This window comes from Agromyces sp. GL_144, from assembly GCF_057834305.1.
Genome location: NZ_CM174399.1, coordinates 2,476,159 through 2,495,611, shown reverse-complemented (window position 1 = coordinate 2,495,611; position 19,453 = coordinate 2,476,159). Strand labels below are relative to the sequence as shown.

At 67.3% G+C, this 19,453-nt stretch carries 22 protein-coding genes; 8 read left to right on the top strand and 14 right to left on the bottom strand.

Annotated elements, in window-relative coordinates; all coding sequences use genetic code 11:
• The first annotated feature begins 66 nt into the window (after positions 1 to 66).
• Positions 67 to 1,041 carry a zinc-binding dehydrogenase gene (locus AC3IPY_RS11430; RefSeq protein WP_489184415.1) on the top strand — a complete coding sequence of 325 codons (975 nt, stop codon included), beginning with the start codon at positions 67 to 69 and terminating at the stop codon, positions 1,039 to 1,041.
• Positions 1,042 to 1,449: 408 nt separating this feature from the next.
• Here AC3IPY_RS11430 and AC3IPY_RS11425 read toward each other — a convergent pair whose 3' ends face one another.
• Positions 1,450 to 2,352 (bottom strand): NADP-dependent oxidoreductase, encoded by a 903-nt coding sequence (locus AC3IPY_RS11425; protein WP_489184414.1) that lies wholly within the window; start codon positions 2,350 to 2,352, stop codon positions 1,450 to 1,452.
• A 79-nt stretch (positions 2,353 to 2,431) separates the two neighbouring features.
• Entirely contained in the window at positions 2,432 to 3,544 is a 1,113-nt protein-coding gene (locus AC3IPY_RS11420) for a zinc-binding alcohol dehydrogenase family protein (RefSeq protein WP_489184413.1), read from the bottom strand.
• Between the two features lie 92 nt (positions 3,545 to 3,636).
• On the opposite strand from AC3IPY_RS11420, the gene AC3IPY_RS11415 reads away from it, so the two are divergent.
• On the top strand, positions 3,637 to 4,218 hold the full coding sequence (locus tag AC3IPY_RS11415; RefSeq protein WP_489184412.1) for a TetR/AcrR family transcriptional regulator: 582 nt from the start codon (positions 3,637 to 3,639) through the stop codon (positions 4,216 to 4,218).
• A gap of 293 nt (positions 4,219 to 4,511) precedes the next feature.
• Positions 4,512 to 4,724, top strand: a complete 213-nt coding sequence (locus AC3IPY_RS11410; RefSeq protein ID WP_489184411.1) for an SDR family NAD(P)-dependent oxidoreductase — start codon at positions 4,512 to 4,514, stop codon at positions 4,722 to 4,724.
• Here AC3IPY_RS11410 and AC3IPY_RS11405 read toward each other — a convergent pair.
• Positions 4,712 to 5,206: a hypothetical protein gene (locus tag AC3IPY_RS11405; RefSeq protein WP_489184410.1), complete on the bottom strand. Its 495-nt coding sequence runs from the start codon at positions 5,204 to 5,206 to the stop codon at positions 4,712 to 4,714. The genes AC3IPY_RS11410 and AC3IPY_RS11405 overlap by 13 nt on opposite strands.
• 231 nt (positions 5,207 to 5,437) lie before the next feature.
• Here AC3IPY_RS11405 and AC3IPY_RS11400 point away from each other — a divergent pair, with 231 nt between their 5' ends.
• Entirely contained in the window at positions 5,438 to 6,277 is an 840-nt protein-coding gene (locus AC3IPY_RS11400; RefSeq protein WP_489184409.1) for a helix-turn-helix transcriptional regulator, read from the top strand.
• Positions 6,278 to 6,426: 149 nt separating this feature from the next.
• Positions 6,427 to 7,221: an SDR family NAD(P)-dependent oxidoreductase gene (locus AC3IPY_RS11395; RefSeq protein ID WP_489184408.1), complete on the top strand. Its 795-nt coding sequence runs from the start codon at positions 6,427 to 6,429 to the stop codon at positions 7,219 to 7,221.
• 761 nt (positions 7,222 to 7,982) lie between these two features.
• Here AC3IPY_RS11395 and AC3IPY_RS11390 read toward each other — a convergent pair.
• The 6 genes from AC3IPY_RS11390 to AC3IPY_RS11365 form a co-directional block, all read right to left on the bottom strand.
• On the bottom strand, positions 7,983 to 8,624 hold the full coding sequence (locus tag AC3IPY_RS11390) for a LysE family translocator (RefSeq protein ID WP_489184407.1): 642 nt from the start codon (positions 8,622 to 8,624) through the stop codon (positions 7,983 to 7,985).
• Positions 8,625 to 8,688: 64 nt separating this feature from the next.
• Positions 8,689 to 9,495, bottom strand: a complete 807-nt coding sequence (locus AC3IPY_RS11385) for a family 1 encapsulin nanocompartment shell protein (RefSeq protein WP_489184406.1) — start codon at positions 9,493 to 9,495, stop codon at positions 8,689 to 8,691.
• Positions 9,492 to 10,517 (bottom strand): Dyp-type peroxidase, encoded by a 1,026-nt coding sequence (locus AC3IPY_RS11380; protein ID WP_489184405.1) that lies wholly within the window; start codon positions 10,515 to 10,517, stop codon positions 9,492 to 9,494. The genes AC3IPY_RS11385 and AC3IPY_RS11380 overlap by 4 nt, the downstream gene beginning before the upstream one ends.
• Before the next feature lie 223 nt (positions 10,518 to 10,740).
• Positions 10,741 to 11,838 carry a HoxN/HupN/NixA family nickel/cobalt transporter gene (locus AC3IPY_RS11375; protein WP_489184404.1) on the bottom strand — a complete coding sequence of 366 codons (1,098 nt, stop codon included), beginning with the start codon at positions 11,836 to 11,838 and terminating at the stop codon, positions 10,741 to 10,743.
• Between the two features lie 10 nt (positions 11,839 to 11,848).
• Positions 11,849 to 12,874, bottom strand: coding sequence for a DUF4331 family protein (locus tag AC3IPY_RS11370; RefSeq protein WP_489184403.1), 1,026 nt, complete (start codon positions 12,872 to 12,874; stop codon positions 11,849 to 11,851).
• An 81-nt stretch (positions 12,875 to 12,955) separates the two neighbouring features.
• Positions 12,956 to 13,777: an alpha/beta fold hydrolase gene (locus tag AC3IPY_RS11365; protein WP_489184402.1), complete on the bottom strand. Its 822-nt coding sequence runs from the start codon at positions 13,775 to 13,777 to the stop codon at positions 12,956 to 12,958.
• Positions 13,778 to 14,345: 568 nt separating this feature from the next.
• On the opposite strand from AC3IPY_RS11365, the gene AC3IPY_RS11360 reads away from it, so the two are divergent.
• The 3 genes from AC3IPY_RS11360 (at position 14,346) to AC3IPY_RS11350 (ending at position 16,560) form a co-directional block, all read left to right on the top strand.
• Positions 14,346 to 15,092: an SDR family NAD(P)-dependent oxidoreductase gene (locus AC3IPY_RS11360; protein ID WP_489184401.1), complete on the top strand. Its 747-nt coding sequence runs from the start codon at positions 14,346 to 14,348 to the stop codon at positions 15,090 to 15,092.
• 261 nt (positions 15,093 to 15,353) lie between these two features.
• Positions 15,354 to 16,097 carry an SDR family oxidoreductase gene (locus AC3IPY_RS11355; protein WP_489184400.1) on the top strand — a complete coding sequence of 248 codons (744 nt, stop codon included), beginning with the start codon at positions 15,354 to 15,356 and terminating at the stop codon, positions 16,095 to 16,097.
• Between the two features lie 49 nt (positions 16,098 to 16,146).
• Positions 16,147 to 16,560 carry an FCD domain-containing protein gene (locus tag AC3IPY_RS11350; RefSeq protein ID WP_489184399.1) on the top strand — a complete coding sequence of 138 codons (414 nt, stop codon included), beginning with the start codon at positions 16,147 to 16,149 and terminating at the stop codon, positions 16,558 to 16,560.
• A gap of 33 nt (positions 16,561 to 16,593) precedes the next feature.
• Here AC3IPY_RS11350 and AC3IPY_RS11345 read toward each other — a convergent pair whose 3' ends face one another.
• From AC3IPY_RS11345 to AC3IPY_RS11325, 5 genes are all read right to left on the bottom strand, one after another.
• A complete protein-coding gene (locus AC3IPY_RS11345; protein ID WP_489184398.1) occupies positions 16,594 to 16,761 on the bottom strand; it encodes a hypothetical protein in 168 nt (55 codons plus the stop codon).
• Positions 16,762 to 16,796: 35 nt separating this feature from the next.
• A complete protein-coding gene (locus tag AC3IPY_RS11340; RefSeq protein WP_489184397.1) occupies positions 16,797 to 17,138 on the bottom strand; it encodes a gamma-glutamylcyclotransferase family protein in 342 nt (113 codons plus the stop codon).
• A 1-nt stretch (position 17,139) separates the two neighbouring features.
• Positions 17,140 to 17,628 (bottom strand): nucleoside deaminase, encoded by a 489-nt coding sequence (locus tag AC3IPY_RS11335; RefSeq protein ID WP_489184396.1) that lies wholly within the window; start codon positions 17,626 to 17,628, stop codon positions 17,140 to 17,142.
• A gap of 61 nt (positions 17,629 to 17,689) precedes the next feature.
• Positions 17,690 to 18,502: an endo alpha-1,4 polygalactosaminidase gene (locus AC3IPY_RS11330; RefSeq protein WP_489184395.1), complete on the bottom strand. Its 813-nt coding sequence runs from the start codon at positions 18,500 to 18,502 to the stop codon at positions 17,690 to 17,692.
• An 11-nt stretch (positions 18,503 to 18,513) separates the two neighbouring features.
• Positions 18,514 to 19,410 carry a LysR family transcriptional regulator gene (locus AC3IPY_RS11325; protein ID WP_489184394.1) on the bottom strand — a complete coding sequence of 299 codons (897 nt, stop codon included), beginning with the start codon at positions 19,408 to 19,410 and terminating at the stop codon, positions 18,514 to 18,516.
• Between the last annotated feature and the right edge of the window lie 43 nt (positions 19,411 to 19,453).

The following is a 19,453-nucleotide window of genomic DNA, read 5'->3' as shown; positions in this document are numbered from 1 at the left end:
GGCGGCCGAATCCACCGCGCCACCTGCTCTGCGGGTCGAGACTGGACCCGTCCCCGAGGAGGCCCCATGTCCGCACGTTCCTGTCAGCTTCATCTCGTCCGCCGGCCCCAGGGGCTGCCTGTGCCGCAGGACTTCGACATCGTCGAGGTCCCGCTCGCCGCCCCGGAGCCGGGTGAGGTTCTGGTGGAGAACCTCTGGGTCTCCGTCGATCCGTATCACCGTGAGGTCTTCGACAGCGTTGCACTCGGCACGGCGTTGGAGGGGCGCGCGCTGGGTCGCGTGCTTGCCTCTCGGGATCCCGAGATCGACGTGGATGACCTGGTGATCCACCGTGACGGGTTGCGCACGTGCACGGTCACTTCGCAGGCGCGCGTCATCCGTCCGCCCGCGGGCGTGCCGATCGAGGCCTACCTCGGAATCTTGGGTGGCACTGGGCTGAGCGCCTGGGTCGGGTTGACCACGATCGGCGGGCTCGAAGCCGGTGAGTCGGTGCTGATCACCGCTGCAGGCGGAGGCGTGGGTACCGCGGCGGGTCACATCGCCAAGGCATTGGGCGCCGCTTCGATCATCGGCGTGACCGGCAGCCGGGCCAAGGCGGACCGTCTCCTCGCCGGGCCGTTCGACGAGGTGATCGTCTACCGCGACACCGCACTGGCCGACCGCCTCGCCGGGCGCGAGATCCGGCTCGCGCTGGACGGCGTCGGTGGTACCCAGCTGGAGGCGGTCATCGGCGGGATGGCAGAGGGCGGGCGAATCGCCTGGGTCGGCGGCATCTCCGGATACAACACGCTGACGCCACCGAGCGCACCCCGGAACCTCTTCGACCTGGTGCACCGCGAGATCGCACTGCGCGGTTACCTCGTGCGCAACCACATGGACGAGCGTGAGCGCTACGAGGCGTTCATGACGCCTCTCGTGACTGACGGAACTGTGCCCGTGGAGCAGACCGTCGTCGACGGCCTCGACGCCGCCCCGTCTGCACTCATCGGTGTGCTCTCCGGTGCGAACTTCGGCAAGTACCTCGTACGCCTCGCCGAGTAGAACCGCTTTGGCGGACATGCTGCGATCACTCGCTGCAACGGTTGATGCCTCGGCCCGCCGCAGCGCACGTTGCGGAGTCCGCCGACGACGTGAAAAGAGTCGCTATTGGTGAGCGCGGTGGTGACATCGCCCTGGGGCGTGCAAGCGTAAGACGTCTTCACCGCCGGGACAGTTCAGCGTCATCGTCGGTGACCCGAGCGACGGGTTCATTGAAGCGATTCACAGAACCTGCCGCAAGGCCCTATCTGTGGAAAAAGGGACCGAGAGGGACCAGAACCGTTCGTGGCAGGTCCATCAGGCACTGTCAGGGATCGCTTGCGCTCGTGGGGAGGTACCGTTTGCGGCTCGCCAATGGATCCGCCGATCCAGCGCCCACCACCGGTGGGTCACTGGCGCACTCGTGGTCATCTATTCAACCGTGAGGATGAGCTTGCCGCGAACTGTGCCGGACTCTCCGACCCGGTGCGCTTCCGCGATGTCCTCGAGCGGGAACGTCTGCCCGACCGGAATGCGAAACGCGCCCTCGTCGATCAGCTGCATCGCCTGGGCGATCGCGTACTCGGCGCGGCCATCGTTTCCTCGGCTGAACCGGACCCCGTACTGTCGCGCTCCCGGGAAGTCGGCGATCGTGATCACGTTGTCCGCGCCACCGGCGAGGTCGATCAGCTCCGGCAGCACACCACTGCCGGCGACATCGAGGGCAAGATCCACCCCGTCCGGAGCGATCACGCGCACCCGATCGGTCATGCCTTCGCCGTAGGCGACAGGCTCTGCCCCGAGGGCGCGCAGGTAGTCGTGCGTCGCCGGGCTTCCCGTGCCGATCACACGGGCACCCCGATGCACGGCGAACTGCACGGCTGCGCTGCCGATGCTTCCGGAGGCGCCGTTGATCAGCACCGTGCTTCCGGCGGTGACGCCCAGCTGGTCCAAGGTGCGCGCGGCTGTCTCCACTGTCGACGGCAGTGCGGCGGCACCGACGAAGTCCAGCGACTTCGGGATCCGGGCCCATGTCGACAGCACGGCGTACTCGGCCTGCGCCGTCCCGCCACCACCGATGCCGACGACCGGGTCGCCCAGCTGCACCCCGGTGACATCCTCGCCGATCTCGTCGACGACTCCTGCTGCCTCATAGCCCAGCGTCTGCGGCAGCTCCTGATCCATCTGGCCCGACCGCTTCTTCCAGTCGCTGGCATTCACCCCCGCGGCCCGCACGCGGATACGCACTTCACCGGAACCCGGGTGCGGTTCGGGCAGGTCCACGATCTCGAGAACCTCCGGTCCGCCGAACCTGCTGAACTGTGCTGCCTTCATCGTGATGCTCCATCTCATTCGCGTCGCCCGGTGTGGACGAGACTGCAACCGATGATCCCCGCCGTGGACATCGTGGCCGTTAAAGGGTGACGACGATTTTCTGCGACGAGACGCCTCGCCGCTGAAGATCCAGGGCCTTCTGGATCGAGGCCAGCCCGTGGCCGACGATGCTTGGTCGCGGGGTGATGGCGTAACTCCCGTCAGCGAGAGCCGCAGGCAAGAAATCGCGGTAAATGGCCTGACTCACCTCGGTGTGTTTAAGAGCAGTACCAAAGATGTACTTGACCTTTACCCCTGTACGCCGAGCCGTAAACTGGAGAGCAATGTTCGACGCGATCAACTGGGCCGTGACTCGGATGCGCGTGTTGAGTCTGTTGTCGGCCAATGCCGCGAACGACACTGGTGGTGTGCCGACTGCCACGAACCGGTTACCCTTTGAGGCTCCCGCGATGCGAACACAGGCCGGGGCCCCGGTCGTTCCGAACGAGACGGCTCCTGCCAGGATGCGACTTGACAGGGCAGCGATAATTTCGTGCTCAGCTTCGGGGCTGTGGTAGTCGAACACAAGAGTGGCGCCGAGAGCTTTGAGGGTGTCGAAATTACGCGGAGACGCGGTAGTGATGACGTCGTAACCGGCGGCGACAGCCAGCTGGATCGCCTGGCTGCCGACGCTGGTCGAGCCGCCCCAGATCAGTACGGTCTGACCGGTCGTCTTCGGGTTGTGAGTTGGAAGCTGTAGCGCCAGCCAATCCGATTCGAATAAGGCGCAGGATGCTGTCGACACCGCGAGTGGAAGGGTCGCGGCTTCTTCGAACGTCAGCGTTCCCGGAATAGGGGACGCCAGGCGCTCCAGCACGACGGTGTACTCCTGAAAAGCTCCTTCGGTACCCGTATTGGCGTCCTTATCGGTGCCAACGGCATGCCCGAGTACCCGATCACCGACTCGGAACCGAGTAACCGCGGAGCCAACCTCGACGACTTCGCCGGCTGCATCCGACCCGAGCACCGTCGGGTATTTCAGCCAGCCGTAGGTGAGGTTGCCCTCGACCTGGATTATCCACTCCAGGGGATTCATCGCGACGGCCCGGTTGCGGATGATGATCTGATCAGCGGCGGGCGTCGGGTATGGAGCTTCCCCTGTCGCGAAGCGGCCATGCTTCTCGGTCAGCCAGGCGGCGGTATTGACGGGCATGAAGACTCCTCAAACTGATTGCACTTAGTGCAGTTCAGCTTGCATGGTCCCACGTAATTGCACCGAATGCAATAGGTGCGTAGGGTCGGTCTATGACGAGATGGAGGCCAGACGGTCGCGAGAGGCTTCAGGAGGCTGCCGTCGAACTGTTCTTCGAGCGTGGCTACGAGGCCGTGACCGTGGCGGAGATTGCCGAACGGGCCGGGCTCACGAAGCGCTCCTTCTTCAATCACTTCGCTGACAAGCGCGAGGTGCTCTTCGCCGGTGCGGTCGACTTCGAAGCCAAAGTCCTCGGTTGCCTACGCGGGGCCGATCGCACCTTGCCCCCGTTCGAAGCCGCGGTCTTCGCGCTGGGCGAAGCAGGGCGCACCCTCGCCGACCTGGCACCGTATGCGTCGATCCGTCAGGGCCTGATCGAATCGTCTGTCGAACTCCGCGAGCGTGCCCTCATCAAGTCGGCATCGCTTTCGGCCGTGATCGCCGAGGCGCTCGTCGACCGCGGAGCCTCCGCCTGTACAGCGCGATTCGCGGCCGGGGCTGCGGTGGCGGCGTTCAGCGCGGCGTACGACGACTGGGGTCGGACCCCCAACTCTGATTTCGCCGAACTGATGGACGCGTTCGCAGGGGCGTTGCGTTCTGCGCTCTCGCAGGGCGGGTTGGCCGCTCCCGACTAAGAGGTTGCGCGGATAGGTGGGGTGTGGCGCTCCAATAGGGCAGGCACGAGGCCTGTTGAACACGGTTTCGATCAAGATTCCGTTGTTTGCCAGAAGCGCTCGCGCCTGCCGTTCCATCTTCCGTCATCGAGCCCGTATGGACCCAGTTCCCTCGCGAACGCGATCATCATCGTCAGACGCTTCATCCGCGAAGCCTGGACACGCCACCGATGGGACACGCGCCCACCCCCGCCCGACCATGACCTATCCGCGCGACCTCTAAAGTCGCACTCGTCACAGGTGCGGGCTCCGGCATGGGGCGGTCTACCGCTGTGTTGCTCGCAAGCCAAGGTGCTGCGGTCACAGTGGTGGGCCGGCGTGAGTCTAAGCTCGCCGATCTCGTCACGGAGATCGCCATCGCCGGCGGTCGCGCTCTCGCGGTGCAAGGCGACGTGAGCACGCCCGACCTCGAACGAGCGGTCGCCCGTACGGTCGACGGGTTCGGGGCTCTGCACTATATGCGGTGAACAATGCGGGAGTCTCTGGCGTCTTCGCTCCGCTGCACGAGGAGACCATCGAGGATTGGGGCCATGTAGTTAAGATCGACTTTTCGAGCATCTTCGACGGTCTCAAGTACGAGATTCCCGCAATTCTCGCCGCGTACGAGTACGGCAATCAGGGCATCCGAATCAACGAGCTCCAGCTCGGGGTCAGAGGCGCGCGTCTGCTCGAGAGTGGCGTCCGCAGCCTCACGCAACAGCCATGCCTGGGCGATGCCCGCCACGATCGGGGAGAACGGCGCGGTGTTCGGCGTCTCGATGCGTGCTTCCAGCTTCTCGTCGGTGCCGCCGAACTCGGCCGCGAGAGCGTTCGCCCACTCAGCATATTTCGTGTAGGCGTCGAGCACGTTGTAGGTGTGGGTCGCGTGGATTCCACCATCTGCCAACGTTCGGATGATCTTCGACTCCTTCGACTCCTTCGACTCCTTCGGCCCCAAGGGCGTCAGCATTGATCTCAGCCTTGTCAGTCGTGTTGAAGCGGTCGATACGCGGTAAGCCGATGGGGGTCCACTCGTAGCCATCCGCCATCCGGATCGCACCCTCGTAGAGAAGATGCTCGCCCGTGGGCGATGCTGTGCAACTGGCGCGTCGCTCGTCTGAGGGGAGGACCGTTTGCCGTAGGACTGACGCTCCGAGGACAAGAGGTTTCCTGCCGGGGAGCGCCCGCGTATCGTGGACAGGTGGACCGAACGCAGCTCGCGGATTTCCTCCGCCACCGGAGGGATGCTCTGCGCGTCACGGACGTGGGGTTGAAGGCAGGGCCGCGCCGTCGCATTGCGGGGCTTCGCCGGGAAGAGGTCGCTGCCCTCGCTGGGATGTCCACGGACTACTACACCCGGCTGGAGCAGGCACGCAGTCCGCAACCGTCCGAGCAGCTGCTCGGCGCGCTGGCACGCGCGCTACGGCTCACCGTGGACGAACGCGATCACCTCTACAGATTGGCGGGCCACCACGCTCCGGCTCGCCATAGCCTGGACCGACATGTGGCACCGGCGCTGCAACGCGTGCTGGACCGGCTCGACGACACCCCTGCGCTGATCTTGTCGAGTCTTGGTGAGACACTGCTGCAGAACAAGCTCTCGGAAGCGATCTTCGGAGATCACTCCGATCGCACCGGGTTCGACCGTTCCGCCATCTACCGGTGGTTCACCGACCCTGCCGAACGTGCCTGCTACCTGCCCGACGACTACGCCCATCAGAGCCGCGCGCAGGTCGCGAACCTTCGGGTTGCGTTCGGTATCGCGGGGACGACCGCGCAGGCGGGAAGAATCGTGCAGGCGCTGCAGAAAATCAGTCCCGAGTTCGCCGAGCTGTGGGAACGACACGAAGTCGTCACCCGGTTCGAGGACCACAAGATACTCCGGCATCCCGAGGTCGGTGAGATGGAGCTCGACTGCCAGGCGCTGTTCACCGAAGACCAGTCGCAGGCGCTCCTCGTGCTCACAGCCGCGCCACGCTCGGACAGCGCCGAGAAGCTGGAACTCCTCGGTGTTCTCGGGCGCGAACAATTCAGCGACTGATCCCGTCCGCTCGACACTCGTGAACGAACGGAGGACGCTCGAGGCGCTGAGGTCCATGCTGGACAAGTGACCGACGCGATCGTCAACGAGTCATCCGCTCGCGCCTGAACGGCCACCTGTTCTCACGTTCGATCTCGGAAGGAAACTCAATGCTCATCGATCTACACGGCCGCACGGCACTGGTGACCGGCTCGACCCAGGGCATCGGGCGCGCCATCGCCACCGCCCTTGCCGACGCCGGCGCACGCGTGGCCGTCAACGGCCGCAACCCCGAGAGCGTGGACACGGCCCTCGCCGACCTGCGCGCGGAGTCCAACGAGCGCGACCTCGTCGCCGCCCCGGGCGACATCACCGACGAGCATGGCGCTGCTGCGGTGCTCACCGCGACCGGCGAGGTGGACATCCTCGTGAACAACCTGGGTATCTTCGGCGCCACTCCGGCGCTGGAGATCACAGATGAGGAGTGGCGGCGCTACTTCGACGTCAACGTGCTCACCGCCGTACGCTTCATCCGCGCCACTCTTCCCCGAATGACGGAGCGCGGCTGGGGTCGGGTGCTGAACATCGCGAGCGACTCCGCGATCGTCATCCCGGCCGAGATGATCCACTACGGCATGTCGAAAACTGCCCTGCTCGCCGTCTCCCGCGGGTTCGCGAAAGAAGCCGCAGGCACCGGCGTCACGGTGAACTCGGTCATCGCCGGCCCCACCCACACCGGGGGAGTGGAGAGCTTCGTGTATGAGCTCGTCGACCCCGCACTGCCCTGGGACGAAGCACAGCGCGAGTTCATGCGGGTGCACCGCCCGCAGTCACTGTTGCAGCGACTCATCGAGCCGGAGGAGATCGCGAACCTGGTGGCCTACCTCGCGTCGCCCCTCGCCTCAGCCACGACAGGAGCTGCGGTGCGCGTGGACGGTGGGTATGTGGACTCCATCATCCCGTAGCGCCGGGTTCCACCTTTGTTGTCTGCTGCTGATCGGAGAGAAATGCTCACGGGAGTGCCAGACGGTGCTCGTGCGCCCTCGGCTGGGTGGCCTTGCCTTTGAGCCCGGCGAGCACGCAACTGGCGAGGGCGTCAGCGACCGCTGCACGGGCCTCGTCAGGGCCGGTCGCTGATGTGGTGCGCCCGAGTCTGCGGGCAAGGGGTTCCTGCACGATGCCGGAGATCGCGCCGGTGAGTATGAAGTAGAGCAGGTCGACGGGAATGCCGGCGCCCTCGGGAGCGGCGCGTTCGACAGCGGGGAGGGTCTCGTCGACGGCGGGCCGCAGGTGGCGTTCGAAGAGGTAGTCGAGCTCGGCGAACGCGTCGAGGCCCCGGTCGTAGGATCTCGTCTTCGCTCAATCGAATGGTCATCGCCATCTCCACGTCTCAGCATCCCGCATCGGCCGCGTCCCCGAGCGGAGCGGACCGCGTGCGCTGCGGCTGTGGCGTTCTCGACATGCGGGCGGGGTTCGGTTCCGGGGTGTGGCGGGATGCGTCTTCGACGTCGGGGTCGGCGAGGACATGGTCGAGCCACCTGGGCGGCCACCACGCGGCCCGGCCCCGCCCGCGAGCGACACCAGGGTCGCGGCGAGGAGGAGGCGGTCGAGGAACGCGTCGGCGAGGACGCCGGGTGGCGAGTTCGATGCCGACAGCCCGGACGACATGGATCCCGTCACGGGAGCCTTTCTCGGTACAGCGGTTCGGATGGTCTCGAGTGAGTGCTCAACGTGGATCGGCGGTGAGTGCCGTGGCGATGCCCAACCCGATGATGCTGACACCCCCTGTTTGCCCGATGCGCCGGAGTCTCACCGGTGAGGACGCGAACCAGCCCCTCACCGCGCTCGCCGCGAGCGCCCAGGTCATGTCGGTGATGAGGCCGACCGTCACTGGGACGAGCGCGAGGACCAGCATCTGGGCGGTCGTGTTCCCGACTGCGGGGGCAACGAACTGGGGCAGGATCGCCGCATAGAGCACGAACACCTTGGGGTTGCTGACGCCGACGACCAGGCCCTGTTTTGCCACGGTAAGCCAGGACACTCGTGTCTCGGCGCCGGTCGCTCGTACGTGAGCGCGGGATCGATGCGCGAGAAGGGCCTGTAGGCCGAGAAAGATCAAGTACGCGGCGCCCGCGTATTTGATCACGTGGAACAGTATCTCCGAGCGAGAGAGCAACTCGCCAAGGCCGACCGCGACGACCACACCGGCGATGAGGCTGCCGGCCGCGTTCCCGATCACGGTCGCCACGGCCAGTCGTCTGCCCTGCGCGAGTGCCCGACCGACAATGAACAGGACGCTGGGGCCGGGCACGGCGATGATCAGCAGGCTCGCCAGCGCGAGGCCCGTCAGCTGCCCGATTCCGATCACGTTGCAGCGCCCCTCCAGACGACGTGCGCTCGGCCTTCTGCGGCCGGCCGGTGTGGTCGATCTGCTACTGCGTAGAGACGATGGCGATGGCCGCCTCCGGGGTGTTGACACGGAAGGTGAGCGTCTCTTCGAGGTAGAGGTGGATGTCGGTGGCGTCGTGGCGGGAGTAGCCGAGGGAGATGTCTTCGCCGAGTTCGAGGACGAAGTCGTCGCCCCGGGTGCTGAGGACGATGGCGCCCTCGATTCCGGGTGTCCATTCGATAGGACCGCCGAGAATGGACTCCAGATGTCGAAGCACGGGGTAGCCGTCGTCTCCCGCTTCGATCACGGCCACCCAATCCTCGGGGCCGACGGCGAGCGCGTATGGCCCGCCGATCCCGCTGCGCTTCAGAACCGCTATCGCCTGGGCGACCTGCTCCAGATAGTGCGCCGGGCTGCCGTTGTGCACCAGCGCGCGGTGCGGGGAGGCCTCGGCGATCCCGGTGATGCCGGCGCTTTCCCACCCGGAGAACACCGCGCGGTTCTCCACACCGGCCAGGCGCAGCGCTGCCGCGTCCAGAGCGCCGAGATCGACGTCTTCGGCGCCGCGGGAGTTGCTCTCGAGTTCGAGTCGTTCGAGGCTGAAATCGGCGCGCACCTCGGTCATCGGCAGCACTCTGCGGGTGCGGGCGGTGACCGACTCCGCCGGCGCATCGATCACCGGTCCGACGCGACCCAGGTTGGTCGCCGAGTACGACCACCCGAACGGACCGCGCACATCGACGAGTCGGCGCGCGGCGAGGCTGACACGCAACCGGCCGGAGGCTTCTTCGTCGAGCAGCGCCCAGTCGTCGGGTGAGATCGGCGCGAGGTCGCGCAGGAGGTGGTTCATGGGCGGTATCCTTCCGGCCGGGGTGTCTTCAACGATCCGATCCGCAGTGAGGTGTCCTCGCCGGCGGGCATCGGCGCGAGTGTTGCGGTCTGTGCGACCGGCGCTGGCGGAGCGGTGGTCGTGGGTGTGCTCGGCGTCGCCTCGCCGAGGGCGGCCAGACGCTGCCTCGACGGCGCGAAGAAGGTCGCACCCGTGACGGCGGTCGAGAAGTCGAGGATGCGATCGTAGGAGCCGACCGGGTCGCCGAGGAACATGTTCTGCAACATCTTCTCAGTGACCCAGAGTCGCCGGGAGTAGCCGATGAAGTAGGTGCCGAACTCCCCTCGGCCCGGCCGACCGAACGGCATGTTGTCGCGGAGGATGTCCAACTCGTTGCCGTCGTCGTCGAGGATTGTGGACAGCGACTTGTGCGATTTTCGAGTCTCGGTCGCGCCGTCGCGCTCGACGTTGTCGATCTTGGAGCGACCGATGATCTCCTCCTGCACCGCCGTGCTGAGCCCGCCCCAGCCTGCGAGGTCGTGCAGGTACTTCTGCACGACGATGTAGCTGCCGCCCGCGAACTCGGGGTCCTCGTCGCCGACGAGGGCGGAGTCGACCAGATTGTCTGCGATCGGGTTGGCGGTGCCGTCGACGAAGCCGAGCAGGTCACGGGAGTCGAAATAGCGGAAGCCGGCTACCTCGTCGACCACGGTCACGCTCTCGCCGAGAGTGTCGAGCAGGAGCCGTTCGAACTCGAAGCACAGATCGGCGCGTTCGGAGCGGATATGGAACAGCAGATCGCCGGGGGTTGAAGGAGCCTGGTGTGCTCCGCCGTCGATCTCCGCGAATGTGTGCAGCTCCGCCGGGCGCGCCCGCGGTGAGAGTCGGTCCCATGCCGCGCTGCCGATCGCGACCACGCATGAGAGTCGACCCTCCAGGTCGCGGAATCCGACCGTCTTGACCACATCGTCGATGCCGGCGATCACCGAGCGTGCCACGTCGAGCGCGGCATCCGTCGGCCCGATCGTCGTCGTGAGGAACACGGCGGAACGTGACAGCGGAGCATCGACGCTCTGCGCATCGATCCCGACCCTGTCCCACGAAGGATGCGACATGACCTGCCTTTCCGGTGACGGCGCCTACTGCCTACGTCTCACAACATACTCGGGGCCGCGAGCCGGCCGTGTTCGTGGTCCGCTCCGAGTCCAGGTGGTGACATCACGGATTCGGTGGATAGGCGATCGTCCGGTCCAGAGACGCCCGACGTCATGGCGCAGGATCGGCGAGAGCGATCGTGCGGTTCCGTCCACGTCGGATGCGTGCGATGGTGACGGCACCTCCCCAGGCGACGATGAAGAGTCCGACGATGCCGAAGCCGAGGGTGTTGAAGTCGATCTGCTCGAACCAGCTGAATGCGCCGCCGAGGCTGAACCGGTCTCCGAAGAGCGCGAGGACTTCGATGGTTCCGACGATGACCGCGACGGCGACCGACAGGGCGGTCACGGCGATGTTGTACGTCATCCGTCGGCGTGGCCTGCCGAACGCCCACCCGTAGGCGTAGCGCATCACGAGCCCGTCGGCGGTGTCCAGCAGCGACATGCCCGCCGCGAACAGCAGCGGCAAGGACAGCAGCGCATACCAGGGGACGCCGGCGGCGATGCTGGTGGCCGCCAGCACGAGCAGGCCGATCTCGGTGGCCGTGTCGAACCCGAACCCGAACAGCACCCCGATGGGATACATCTGCCAGGGCTTGCGGATGCTGCGGAACAACCCGGCGAATATGAGGATGAGAGGTCCTTTCGGGGCTGCCTGAGCCGCTGCTTCGTCCTCGCTGAGGTCTCCGGAGCGCACCCGCCGGTAGGCGCGGATCGCGGCGATCAGCAAGGCGAGGTTGATGCCGGCGATCACATACAGGAACACGCTCGAGACACCGGTGCCGATGATCCCGGTGACCTGATGGAGGGTCGAGTCCTCCTCCTCGAGCGGACCGATCAGTGCCCGCGCTCCGAGCGCGAGCGCCAGGGTCAGCGCGAACACGATCGTGGAGTGCCCGAGGGAGAACCAGAACCCTACCGAGACGGGCTTGCCGCCGTCGCCGACGATCTTCCGGGTGGTGTTGTCGATCGCGGCGATGTGGTCGGCGTCGAACGCGTGCCGCAACCCCAGCGTGTACGCGGTCACCCCGATCCCGACACTGAGCGCGGCGCCGCGCGCGGCCGGTTCGCCGGCGACGACGAGCAGCGACCAGCCGGAGACGTGCAGGCCGATGATGACCGCGGCCATGCCGGCGATCGCCGAGGACCACCTCGGTCGTCGTCGACCCACTGCGACCGCATCCGATCCCGGTGCGAGCGTCGTGTTCACCATCCAGCCTTCAGCTGGCGACGGGAACGTAGGGGAACGCGTCGCGCGGTGTGGAGGTGACGGATTCCTTCCCGATGCCCAGGGCCACCGGGGTGTTCGCGGCGAGGGAGAACATGACATCGGGGGCGTTGTCGATCAGCGATCGGCCATTGAATCCGGAGAACCCGAACACCGCGGGGGTTCCGACGACGTAGGGCAGGATGTTCGGCAGGAACCGGTGTGCGATCGTCTGTCCGTACGCGGCGGGGTCGGTGGCGGTGCCGTAGGCGCGGACGATGCCCTCGATCTCGGAGCTGATGAGCGCGCCCCAGGTGGCGAAGTCGTCCAGCGGACGGCCGGCATTGAGGTCGTCGCCGAGCTGCTCGTTGTACTGGGTGAACAGCGGGTGGATCATCGGCAGCCCGATCCGGTTGATGGACCGCCACCCGCCGGCGTCGGTCTGCAGGCTCGCGACCGCCCACACCCCGATCGGGGTGCCCGAACCGCCCAGAACCGCATCCGCCAGTTCGAGGACGATCGAGTAGACCGTGTGGCCGGCGAACAGGTTGGTCGCCTTGTCGGGCGTCCACGAGCCCAGGTCGACGGTGGTGCCGTCCTGCACGGCGTGGCCGACGGCGTGCAGCACGTCCGGTTCGATCCAGAACGGGTCGCCCGCCTTCCCCGTCCACACCCGAATGCCGTCGGTGCCTTGGATCTCCTCGCTCATGGCGCCCTGGGCGACCAGGTCGCCACCCGCGAAGGGGTCGGTCGCGGCCGACCCCTCGATCTTCCACAGGGCGAAGCGCTGCTTCCCGTCGGCATCGCGGTCATCGAAGACGAATCGGTAGGTGACATCTTCGACGTCGTCGCCGTCGAGATCGATCTTGAACTCGTACATCCCCTCGGGGTGATACCCCGGGACGGGAACGTCGCCGGCGATGGAGTGGCACACGTTGATCGCGAGCACGGTGCCGGTCTCGCCGCGGAATGCGTAGAGGTCGGTGATGTCGAGCCGGACGTCCTGTCGGGCGATCGGGGAATCGAGGTGGTGGGACATGATCTTCGCTTCCTGTTGGGGCGACACCCCGACGCGTCGCTTCGGAGGGTGCCGCGGATTGCGGCCGAGGTGGGTTGGTCGTCAGTCGGTGATGAAGGTGAGGATGTCCTTGTCGAGCGCGGCCTGATAGTCGCCGTAGATCCCGTGCGGGGCCCCCGGATACACCTTGAGGGTGCCGTTCTTCACCAGGCCGATCGACTTCTCCGCAGCGGCGGCGATGGGCACGATCTGGTCGTCATCGCCCTGCGCGATCAGGATCGGGACCTCGAGTGCCCGGAGGTCGTCGCTCTGGTCGGTCTCGCTGAACGCCTTGACGCAGTCGTAGGCGGCGGCGAGGTTGACCAGCATCCCCTGACGCCAGAAGTCGTCCTTCGCACCCTGGGAGACCTGCGAGCCGGGCCGGTTCGCGCCGAAGAACGGCTCGGCCAGGTCCTGGTAGAACTGCGAGCGGTCCTTCAGCACACTCTCGCGAATGCCGTCGAGCGCCTCGATCGGGGTGCCTTCCGGGTTCGTGGCGGACTGCAGCATGATCGGCGGCACCGCCCCGGCCGTGACGACCTTCGCCACCCGGCCCGCACCGTGCTGTGCCGCGTAGCGGACAACCTCGCCACCGCCGGTGGAGTGGCCGACGAGGACCATGTCGTGCAGGTCGAGGGAGTCGATCAGCTCGGCGAGGTCGCTGGCGTAGGTGTCCATGTCGTTGCCGGTATAGGTCGCCGCGGAACGGCCGTGGCCGCGACGGTCATGCGCGATCGTACGGTAGCCGGCATCCGCGAAGAACTTCAGTTCGACCTGCCACGCATCCGAGCTCAACGGCCACCCGTGGCTGAACACGATCGGCCGGCCGCTGCCCTGATCGGTGTAGTACAGCTCGACGCCCGCGGAAGTGGTGAAAAACGGCATCAACGTCCTCGCTTCATCTCAAGTTCCCTGCCGCTGTTCGCGGAGGATCACGCTCGCCCGGTCGCCCCGACGCGGAGCCGGAACGTCGACCCGTATGTGAATTGTCCGGTACTGCCGAGCTGGTACGGGGAGGACCGCTTGTCATAGGACTGACGCTCTCCCCATCGGTGCTTCTGCGGTGATTAGGTCGCCTCGTATCGTCATTGGGCAGTCCGAAATCCGGTTCAGAGTCCCGTCTGCCGAATGGGAGATCGCCAAGGACGAGCCTGCCCCGGTGCGATGCACACCCAGACGAGCAGGATGTCGCGTCCGGCGACCCTCAGCTCATCGCGTCGTTCCGCGCGCACGCGGACGACCATGATCCGACCAGCGGATGGCCGGCTGCAGTCTCGTATGGAATCCTGCGTTCGCCGCACGCGCAGAAGAACCGGACGGCCGGGAGGGACCGGCAATCCCGGGATATCCGCTCCTCTCGTGCCCACACCCGCCCGCTTCTACGGTGAGGAATTGAGCGGCGGACATTCCCGGCAATCCGCCGGTTGTGCCGCTCATCACGAAAGGAATCCCCATGACTGACATGACCGGCAAGGTTGTCCTGATCACCGGCGGCACGCGAGGAATCGGCCGCTCCGTCGGCCTTGCGTTCGCCCGCGAAGGCGCCACGATCGTCGCCTCTTACATCTCCAACGAAGCCGCCGCCGCCGAGTACGGCGCCGAGCTCGAAGCACTCGGCGTCGAATACCTCACGGTCCACAGCGACTCGTCCCACCCTGAGCAGATCCGCAGCCTGTTCGCGACGGCGAAGGAGACCTTCGGTCGGATCGATGTGGTGTTCTCCAACGCAGGCATCGAGTTGATCGACACCCCCATCCTCGAGACCACTGACGCGCAGGTCGAGCTGCTGCTGAACGTGAACATCCGCGGCACCTACTACACCCTCCAGGAGGCGGCGAAGGCGGTCGAGGACGGCGGCAGGATCATCTCGACCGGGTCGACGATCGCCCTCAACGCGCCCAACGGTGCGTCGCTCTACGCCGCAACCAAGGGCGCGCTCAAGCCCATGGTCCAGGCCGTCGCCCGTGAGGTGGCCGCGCGCGGCATCACCGCGAACCTCATCACCCCCGGTGTGGTCGAAGGCGCCGGGGTCATCCGCGACCTGCCCCAGGAGACGATCGACGGCTACGCCGCCCTCAACCCCTTCGGCCGGCAGGCCCGCCCCGACGACATCGGCCCCCTCGCCGTGTTCCTCGCCTCCCCCGGAGCGGGGTTCATCAACGGACAGGCGATCGCCGTCGACGGCGGCTCCTTCATGTGACCACCCAGCCGAAGGTGCCGGGCCGCCATGCATCGGCGGGTTCGCGGCCCGGGTGGCCGCCGAACCCGTAGCGCGGCAGCCCGGACTCGTCTCAGCGAAGCCGATGCAATCGGGGGCGATGTTCCTGTCCCGGGGCGGGACAACCAGTCCCGAAGACGCCCGCGAGGGAGGGACCGGCGATCCCTCGATAACCGCTCCTCTCCCGCTGCCACAGCATCGACTGCACACTCAACAGGTATCCATCAACGAAAGGACTCGCCCGTGAACATCACCGGCAACACGATCTTCATCCCCGGCGGCGCCTCCGGCATCGGCTTGGCGCTCGCCCAGCGTCTCCAGGCCGCCGGCAACACCCTCATCATCGGCGGACGCCGCACCGCTGTCCTCGACCAGCTGAAGGCCGAACACGGCTTCGACACGGTCACCATCGACACCACCGACAGCACCTCGGTGCTCGCCGCCCGCGATGCTGTACTGGCGGCACACCCGGACCTGAACGTCGTCATCACGATGGCCGGCATCATGGTCGCTGAGGATACCCACGTCGCCGGGTTCCTCGAGGCCGCCGAGCGCACGGTCGAGACGAACGTGCTCGGACCGCTGCGGCTCATCTCCGCGTTCATCGAGCACCTGCAGGCTCGCCCTGATGCCACGATCATGACGGTTTCCTCCGGGCTCGCGCATCTGCCGCTGACGATCACGCCGAGCTACAACGGCAGCAAGGCGTTCATCCACCGCTTCACCGAGACGCTGCGCCTGCAGCTCGCCGGCTCTACGGTCAAGGTCGTCGAGCTGACCCCGCCCGGGCTGCGTACCGAGCTGATGCCCGGTCAGTCGCAGGTCGAGATCTTCCTGCCGCTGAACGACTACATCGACGAGGTCATGACCATCCTCGAATCCCAGCCCGACGTCACCGAGGTTCTCGTCGAGGGTGTCAAGTGGATGCGCTACGCCGAGGTCAACGGCAACTACGACGAGCTCGTCACCACCATGAACGCGAATTAACAACCTCCGCCGAGTGCGGGGAGGCACCCCTTCTGGACGATCAGGTCGCATGGAAGAACGGGTACAGCACCAGGCGGCCGCGCAGGCCGCGGCGGTGCGTCGTACCGACCTGCAACTGGCCGAGCTCACGCAGCTGCAGCGGGAGGTACGGCTCGAGGAAGACCCGGCCGTCGCCCGCCGGCTGCACGCCCGCTGGCACGAACTCCTCTGGGCCGCGTCGGAGAACACGACCCTCATCACCATGCTGCAGGGCCTCATCGTGCGGCTGCGCATCTTCGACCAGGATGCGTTCCACCGACAGGACGTGCACGAATCCATGCTCGAGCATGATGCGGTGCTCGACGGGATCCGCAATCGCGACCCCGTCGCGGCCCGCGAGGCGATCGCGGCGCACCTCATCAGAACCAAGCGCGAGCGCCTCGACACCTTCGCGCGCCGCAGGATCGGCGCCGACACGGTGTGACGCGATCAGCGGTGGAGCGCATGATCGTGCCGATCAGGCGAACGGGTCGACGAGCGCCGAGTAGCCGCAGACGAGGCAGCGCAGCGTGATGGTGAGGGAGTTGTCGTCTGGCGCGAGCACGCCGCCGTCGAGCACGTCGCCGCACTGCGGGCATGGATCGGGGCTCCGGAACCGCGGCTCGTCGCCCTCGTCGATCTGCATGTCGTCGTCTCCTCTCGAGCGCTCGCGTGCTCGCGTCAGCGCCCCACGTACACCCACGCGGCGAGGCCCGACTCGAGGGCGACCGCGACCCGCGTGTAGTCCTCGACCTCGTAGCGATCGGCCGCCGCGAGTTGCGCGGGGGCCAGCTCGAGCACCGCGCCCTCGACGCGGTCGGCGGGGTCGCCCGTGTGCTCGAGGATGGGGTGCTCGGCCGCTCCGCTCAGGGCCAGCACCGCGGCATCCGTGATTCGCAGGGTTGCGAGCCGCCAGCCGACCAGCGCGTCGGGGGTCGTCGGCAACTCCGCGCCGAACGTCTCGCGCTGCACCTGGGGCAGTCGCAACGTGCCATATGAGAAGAGGCGCTCGGGCGCGGTCATGTCAGCCCCAGAATCCGTCGTGGACGGCGGATGCCTCGGGAAGGTCGGCGGGCCCCGTGACCGAGACCGGCCGGCCGCCGTGGGCGAAGACCTCGCGACAGGGCAGGGCCATGGTGGGCACGCCCTCCTGCTCGGCGACGAGATCGCGCAGCCCGTCTTCGCCGAGTGCGTAGACGACGCGCGGGATGCCGCTCCAGTAGATGGCCCCCGAGCACATCGCGCACGGCTCGGTGCTCGTGTAGAGGGTGCTGGTCGCGAGCTCCTCGGCGGACAGCACCGCGGCGGCCGCGCGGACGACGTTCGTCTCGGCGTGACCCGTCGGATCGTGCTGGGTGACCACGCTGTTCATGGCCTCGATCGGGCGGCCGTCGGCGGTGACGACGAGCGATCCGAACGGGTGGTCGCCGCGGGCCCTCGCCTCGGCGGCGATGCGGATGCAGCGGCGCAGCCGATCGAGGTCGGCATCGGTCATGGGCGTCTCGTCGGTCATGCGGCTCCTCGGTTCCGTCCCATCATCGCCGATCCTCCCGACGTCGCGACGAGCGGATGCCTCACCGATCGCACAGCTCGAAGACGTGGGCGTCATCGCCCGGCACGGTCAGGTCGCGATCGCGCAGCACGAGCGAGGCCGGGGCGTCGGGTTCCGCGCAGAGCTCGGCGAACGGCCGGGGGAGGGCGTCGGCGTACTCGATCGCGATGACGTGCACGCCGTACACGTCGGCGTAGGCGCCGCATTCGGCGTAGGCCATGCACTCCTCGACGACCGCGAAGTCGAACCCCGCCTCGTCGTGCAGCCGCTCGGTCGCCTCGGCGGCGTTCTTCTGCCCGGCCGCGAGCCCGTTCGAGTGGGCGACCTCGACGAGCATCGCCGCGAGGGCGAGGTTGTCGTCGAGGCTCATCGCGCCGTCCGACCGCGTGTACGAGTCGAGGTTGTCGAACTCGACGGCGTCGAAGCCGGATTCGGCGCAACCCTTGATCCACGGCCCGACGATCTCCGCGATGCGGGAGCGCTGCTCCGCCGTCGAGGTGTCGAGCAGCGACTCGTCGGGCCAGTCGGGATCGACCACGTCTGCGCCCTCGCGCGTGAGCACGAGGGCGTCGGGCCAGTCGTCGCGCTCGCCGGGTTGGGTCTGGAACCCGTTGACGTAGCAGATGGAGTACCGGCCGGGGGCGGGCGCATCGGCGCGGTCGCGCGCGACGATGCCGACCGCCGGGCCGGGTTCGTACGCCCCGCCGAGCTGGTAGTCGGGGGCGGCGCCGGCGGGCGGCAGTTGGACCGTCGTCGCCTCGGGAGCGGCCTGCGCCGCGCATCCGGAGGTGAACAGGACGGCCAGCGCGAGCACGCACAGGGAGACACGGCCCACGGGTCGATGGGTCATCGTGCGCCGTGCTCGGCCGTGAGCACGGGCTCGAGGAGTTCGAGCAGGTGCGCCGCCGCGGCATCCGCTCGTCGTGCCGTGACCGCCGAGACGATCCACTGCGGAACGGATGCATCGGGGAGCTGGATCGTCGTGAGGCCGGCCGCCTGCGGCTTCTCGGCCACGTGCGCCGGCACGAGCGCGATGCCGAGCCCGCGGTGGATCAGGTCGAGCAACGTGTGCACCTCGTCGACGGTGCACCGGATGCGTCGTGCGACGCCGTGCGCCGCGCAGGCGGCGTCGTTCAGCGAGCGGACGCCCCACGCCTCGCGGAAGTCGATGAACTCGTGGCCGCTCAGGTCGGCCCACTCCACGCCCGATGCGGCCGCGAGCGCGTGATCGGGCGGCACGAGCAGCACGATCGGCCGACGCCCGAGCTCCGCGCTGCGGGCGGCCGACGGCGGACCCGTGGTCGCGACGAACGCGATGTCGAGCTCCTCGGCCCGAACCTGCGTGAGCAGGTCGTGCGAGCCCGCCTGCGTGAAGGAGATGTCGACGAGCGGGAAGCGTCGATGGAACCGCTCGAGCAGCGGCGGAACGTCCACCACTCCCAGGCATTGCTCGGACCCGACCCGCAGCCGCCCCGAGAGCTCGTGCGTGGCGCGCACCACGGCGTCGCGCCCCGCGGCCGCCTGGGCGAGCGTCGCACGCGCGAACGGCAGCAGTGCGAGCCCGCTGTTCGTGAGGTCGACCCGGCGGGTGGTGCGGGTGAAGAGCGGCGAGCCGAGTTCGCTCTCGAGCGTGCGGATCGCGGCCGAGAGCCCCGATTGCGAGACGCGGCAGACCGCGGCCGCGCGCGTGAACTGCTGCTCGTCGGCGAGCGCGACGAAGTACTCCAACTGCCGAAGTTCCATTGATCGACGCTCTTTCTCAATCGAATCAGATCTTGTTGTTTTA

What these genes read in the sequence shown, in the direction of transcription:
- AC3IPY_RS11425 (WP_489184414.1), bottom strand. Translation starts at nt 2,352, where the DNA reads ATGAAGGCAGCACAGTTCAGCAGGTTCGGCGGACCGGAGGTTCTCGAG.
- AC3IPY_RS11350 (WP_489184399.1), top strand. Translation starts at nt 16,147, where the DNA reads ATGGAAGAACGGGTACAGCACCAGGCGGCCGCGCAGGCCGCGGCGGTG.
- AC3IPY_RS11335 (WP_489184396.1), bottom strand. Translation starts at nt 17,628, where the DNA reads ATGACCGACGAGACGCCCATGACCGATGCCGACCTCGATCGGCTGCGC.
- AC3IPY_RS11385 (WP_489184406.1), bottom strand. Translation starts at nt 9,495, where the DNA reads ATGAACCACCTCCTGCGCGACCTCGCGCCGATCTCACCCGACGACTGG.
- AC3IPY_RS11345 (WP_489184398.1), bottom strand. Translation starts at nt 16,761, where the DNA reads ATGCAGATCGACGAGGGCGACGAGCCGCGGTTCCGGAGCCCCGATCCA.
- AC3IPY_RS11360 (WP_489184401.1), top strand. Translation starts at nt 14,346, where the DNA reads ATGACTGACATGACCGGCAAGGTTGTCCTGATCACCGGCGGCACGCGA.
- AC3IPY_RS11395 (WP_489184408.1), top strand. Translation starts at nt 6,427, where the DNA reads ATGCTCATCGATCTACACGGCCGCACGGCACTGGTGACCGGCTCGACC.
- AC3IPY_RS11365 (WP_489184402.1), bottom strand. Translation starts at nt 13,777, where the DNA reads ATGCCGTTTTTCACCACTTCCGCGGGCGTCGAGCTGTACTACACCGAT.
- AC3IPY_RS11405 (WP_489184410.1), bottom strand. Translation starts at nt 5,206, where the DNA reads ATGCTGACGCCCTTGGGGCCGAAGGAGTCGAAGGAGTCGAAGGAGTCG.
- AC3IPY_RS11420 (WP_489184413.1), bottom strand. Translation starts at nt 3,544, where the DNA reads ATGCCCGTCAATACCGCCGCCTGGCTGACCGAGAAGCATGGCCGCTTC.
- AC3IPY_RS11415 (WP_489184412.1), top strand. Translation starts at nt 3,637, where the DNA reads ATGACGAGATGGAGGCCAGACGGTCGCGAGAGGCTTCAGGAGGCTGCC.
- AC3IPY_RS11370 (WP_489184403.1), bottom strand. Translation starts at nt 12,874, where the DNA reads ATGTCCCACCACCTCGATTCCCCGATCGCCCGACAGGACGTCCGGCTC.
- AC3IPY_RS11325 (WP_489184394.1), bottom strand. Translation starts at nt 19,410, where the DNA reads ATGGAACTTCGGCAGTTGGAGTACTTCGTCGCGCTCGCCGACGAGCAG.
- AC3IPY_RS11410 (WP_489184411.1), top strand. Translation starts at nt 4,512, where the DNA reads ATGGGGCGGTCTACCGCTGTGTTGCTCGCAAGCCAAGGTGCTGCGGTC.
- AC3IPY_RS11430 (WP_489184415.1), top strand. Translation starts at nt 67, where the DNA reads ATGTCCGCACGTTCCTGTCAGCTTCATCTCGTCCGCCGGCCCCAGGGG.
- AC3IPY_RS11340 (WP_489184397.1), bottom strand. Translation starts at nt 17,138, where the DNA reads ATGACCGCGCCCGAGCGCCTCTTCTCATATGGCACGTTGCGACTGCCC.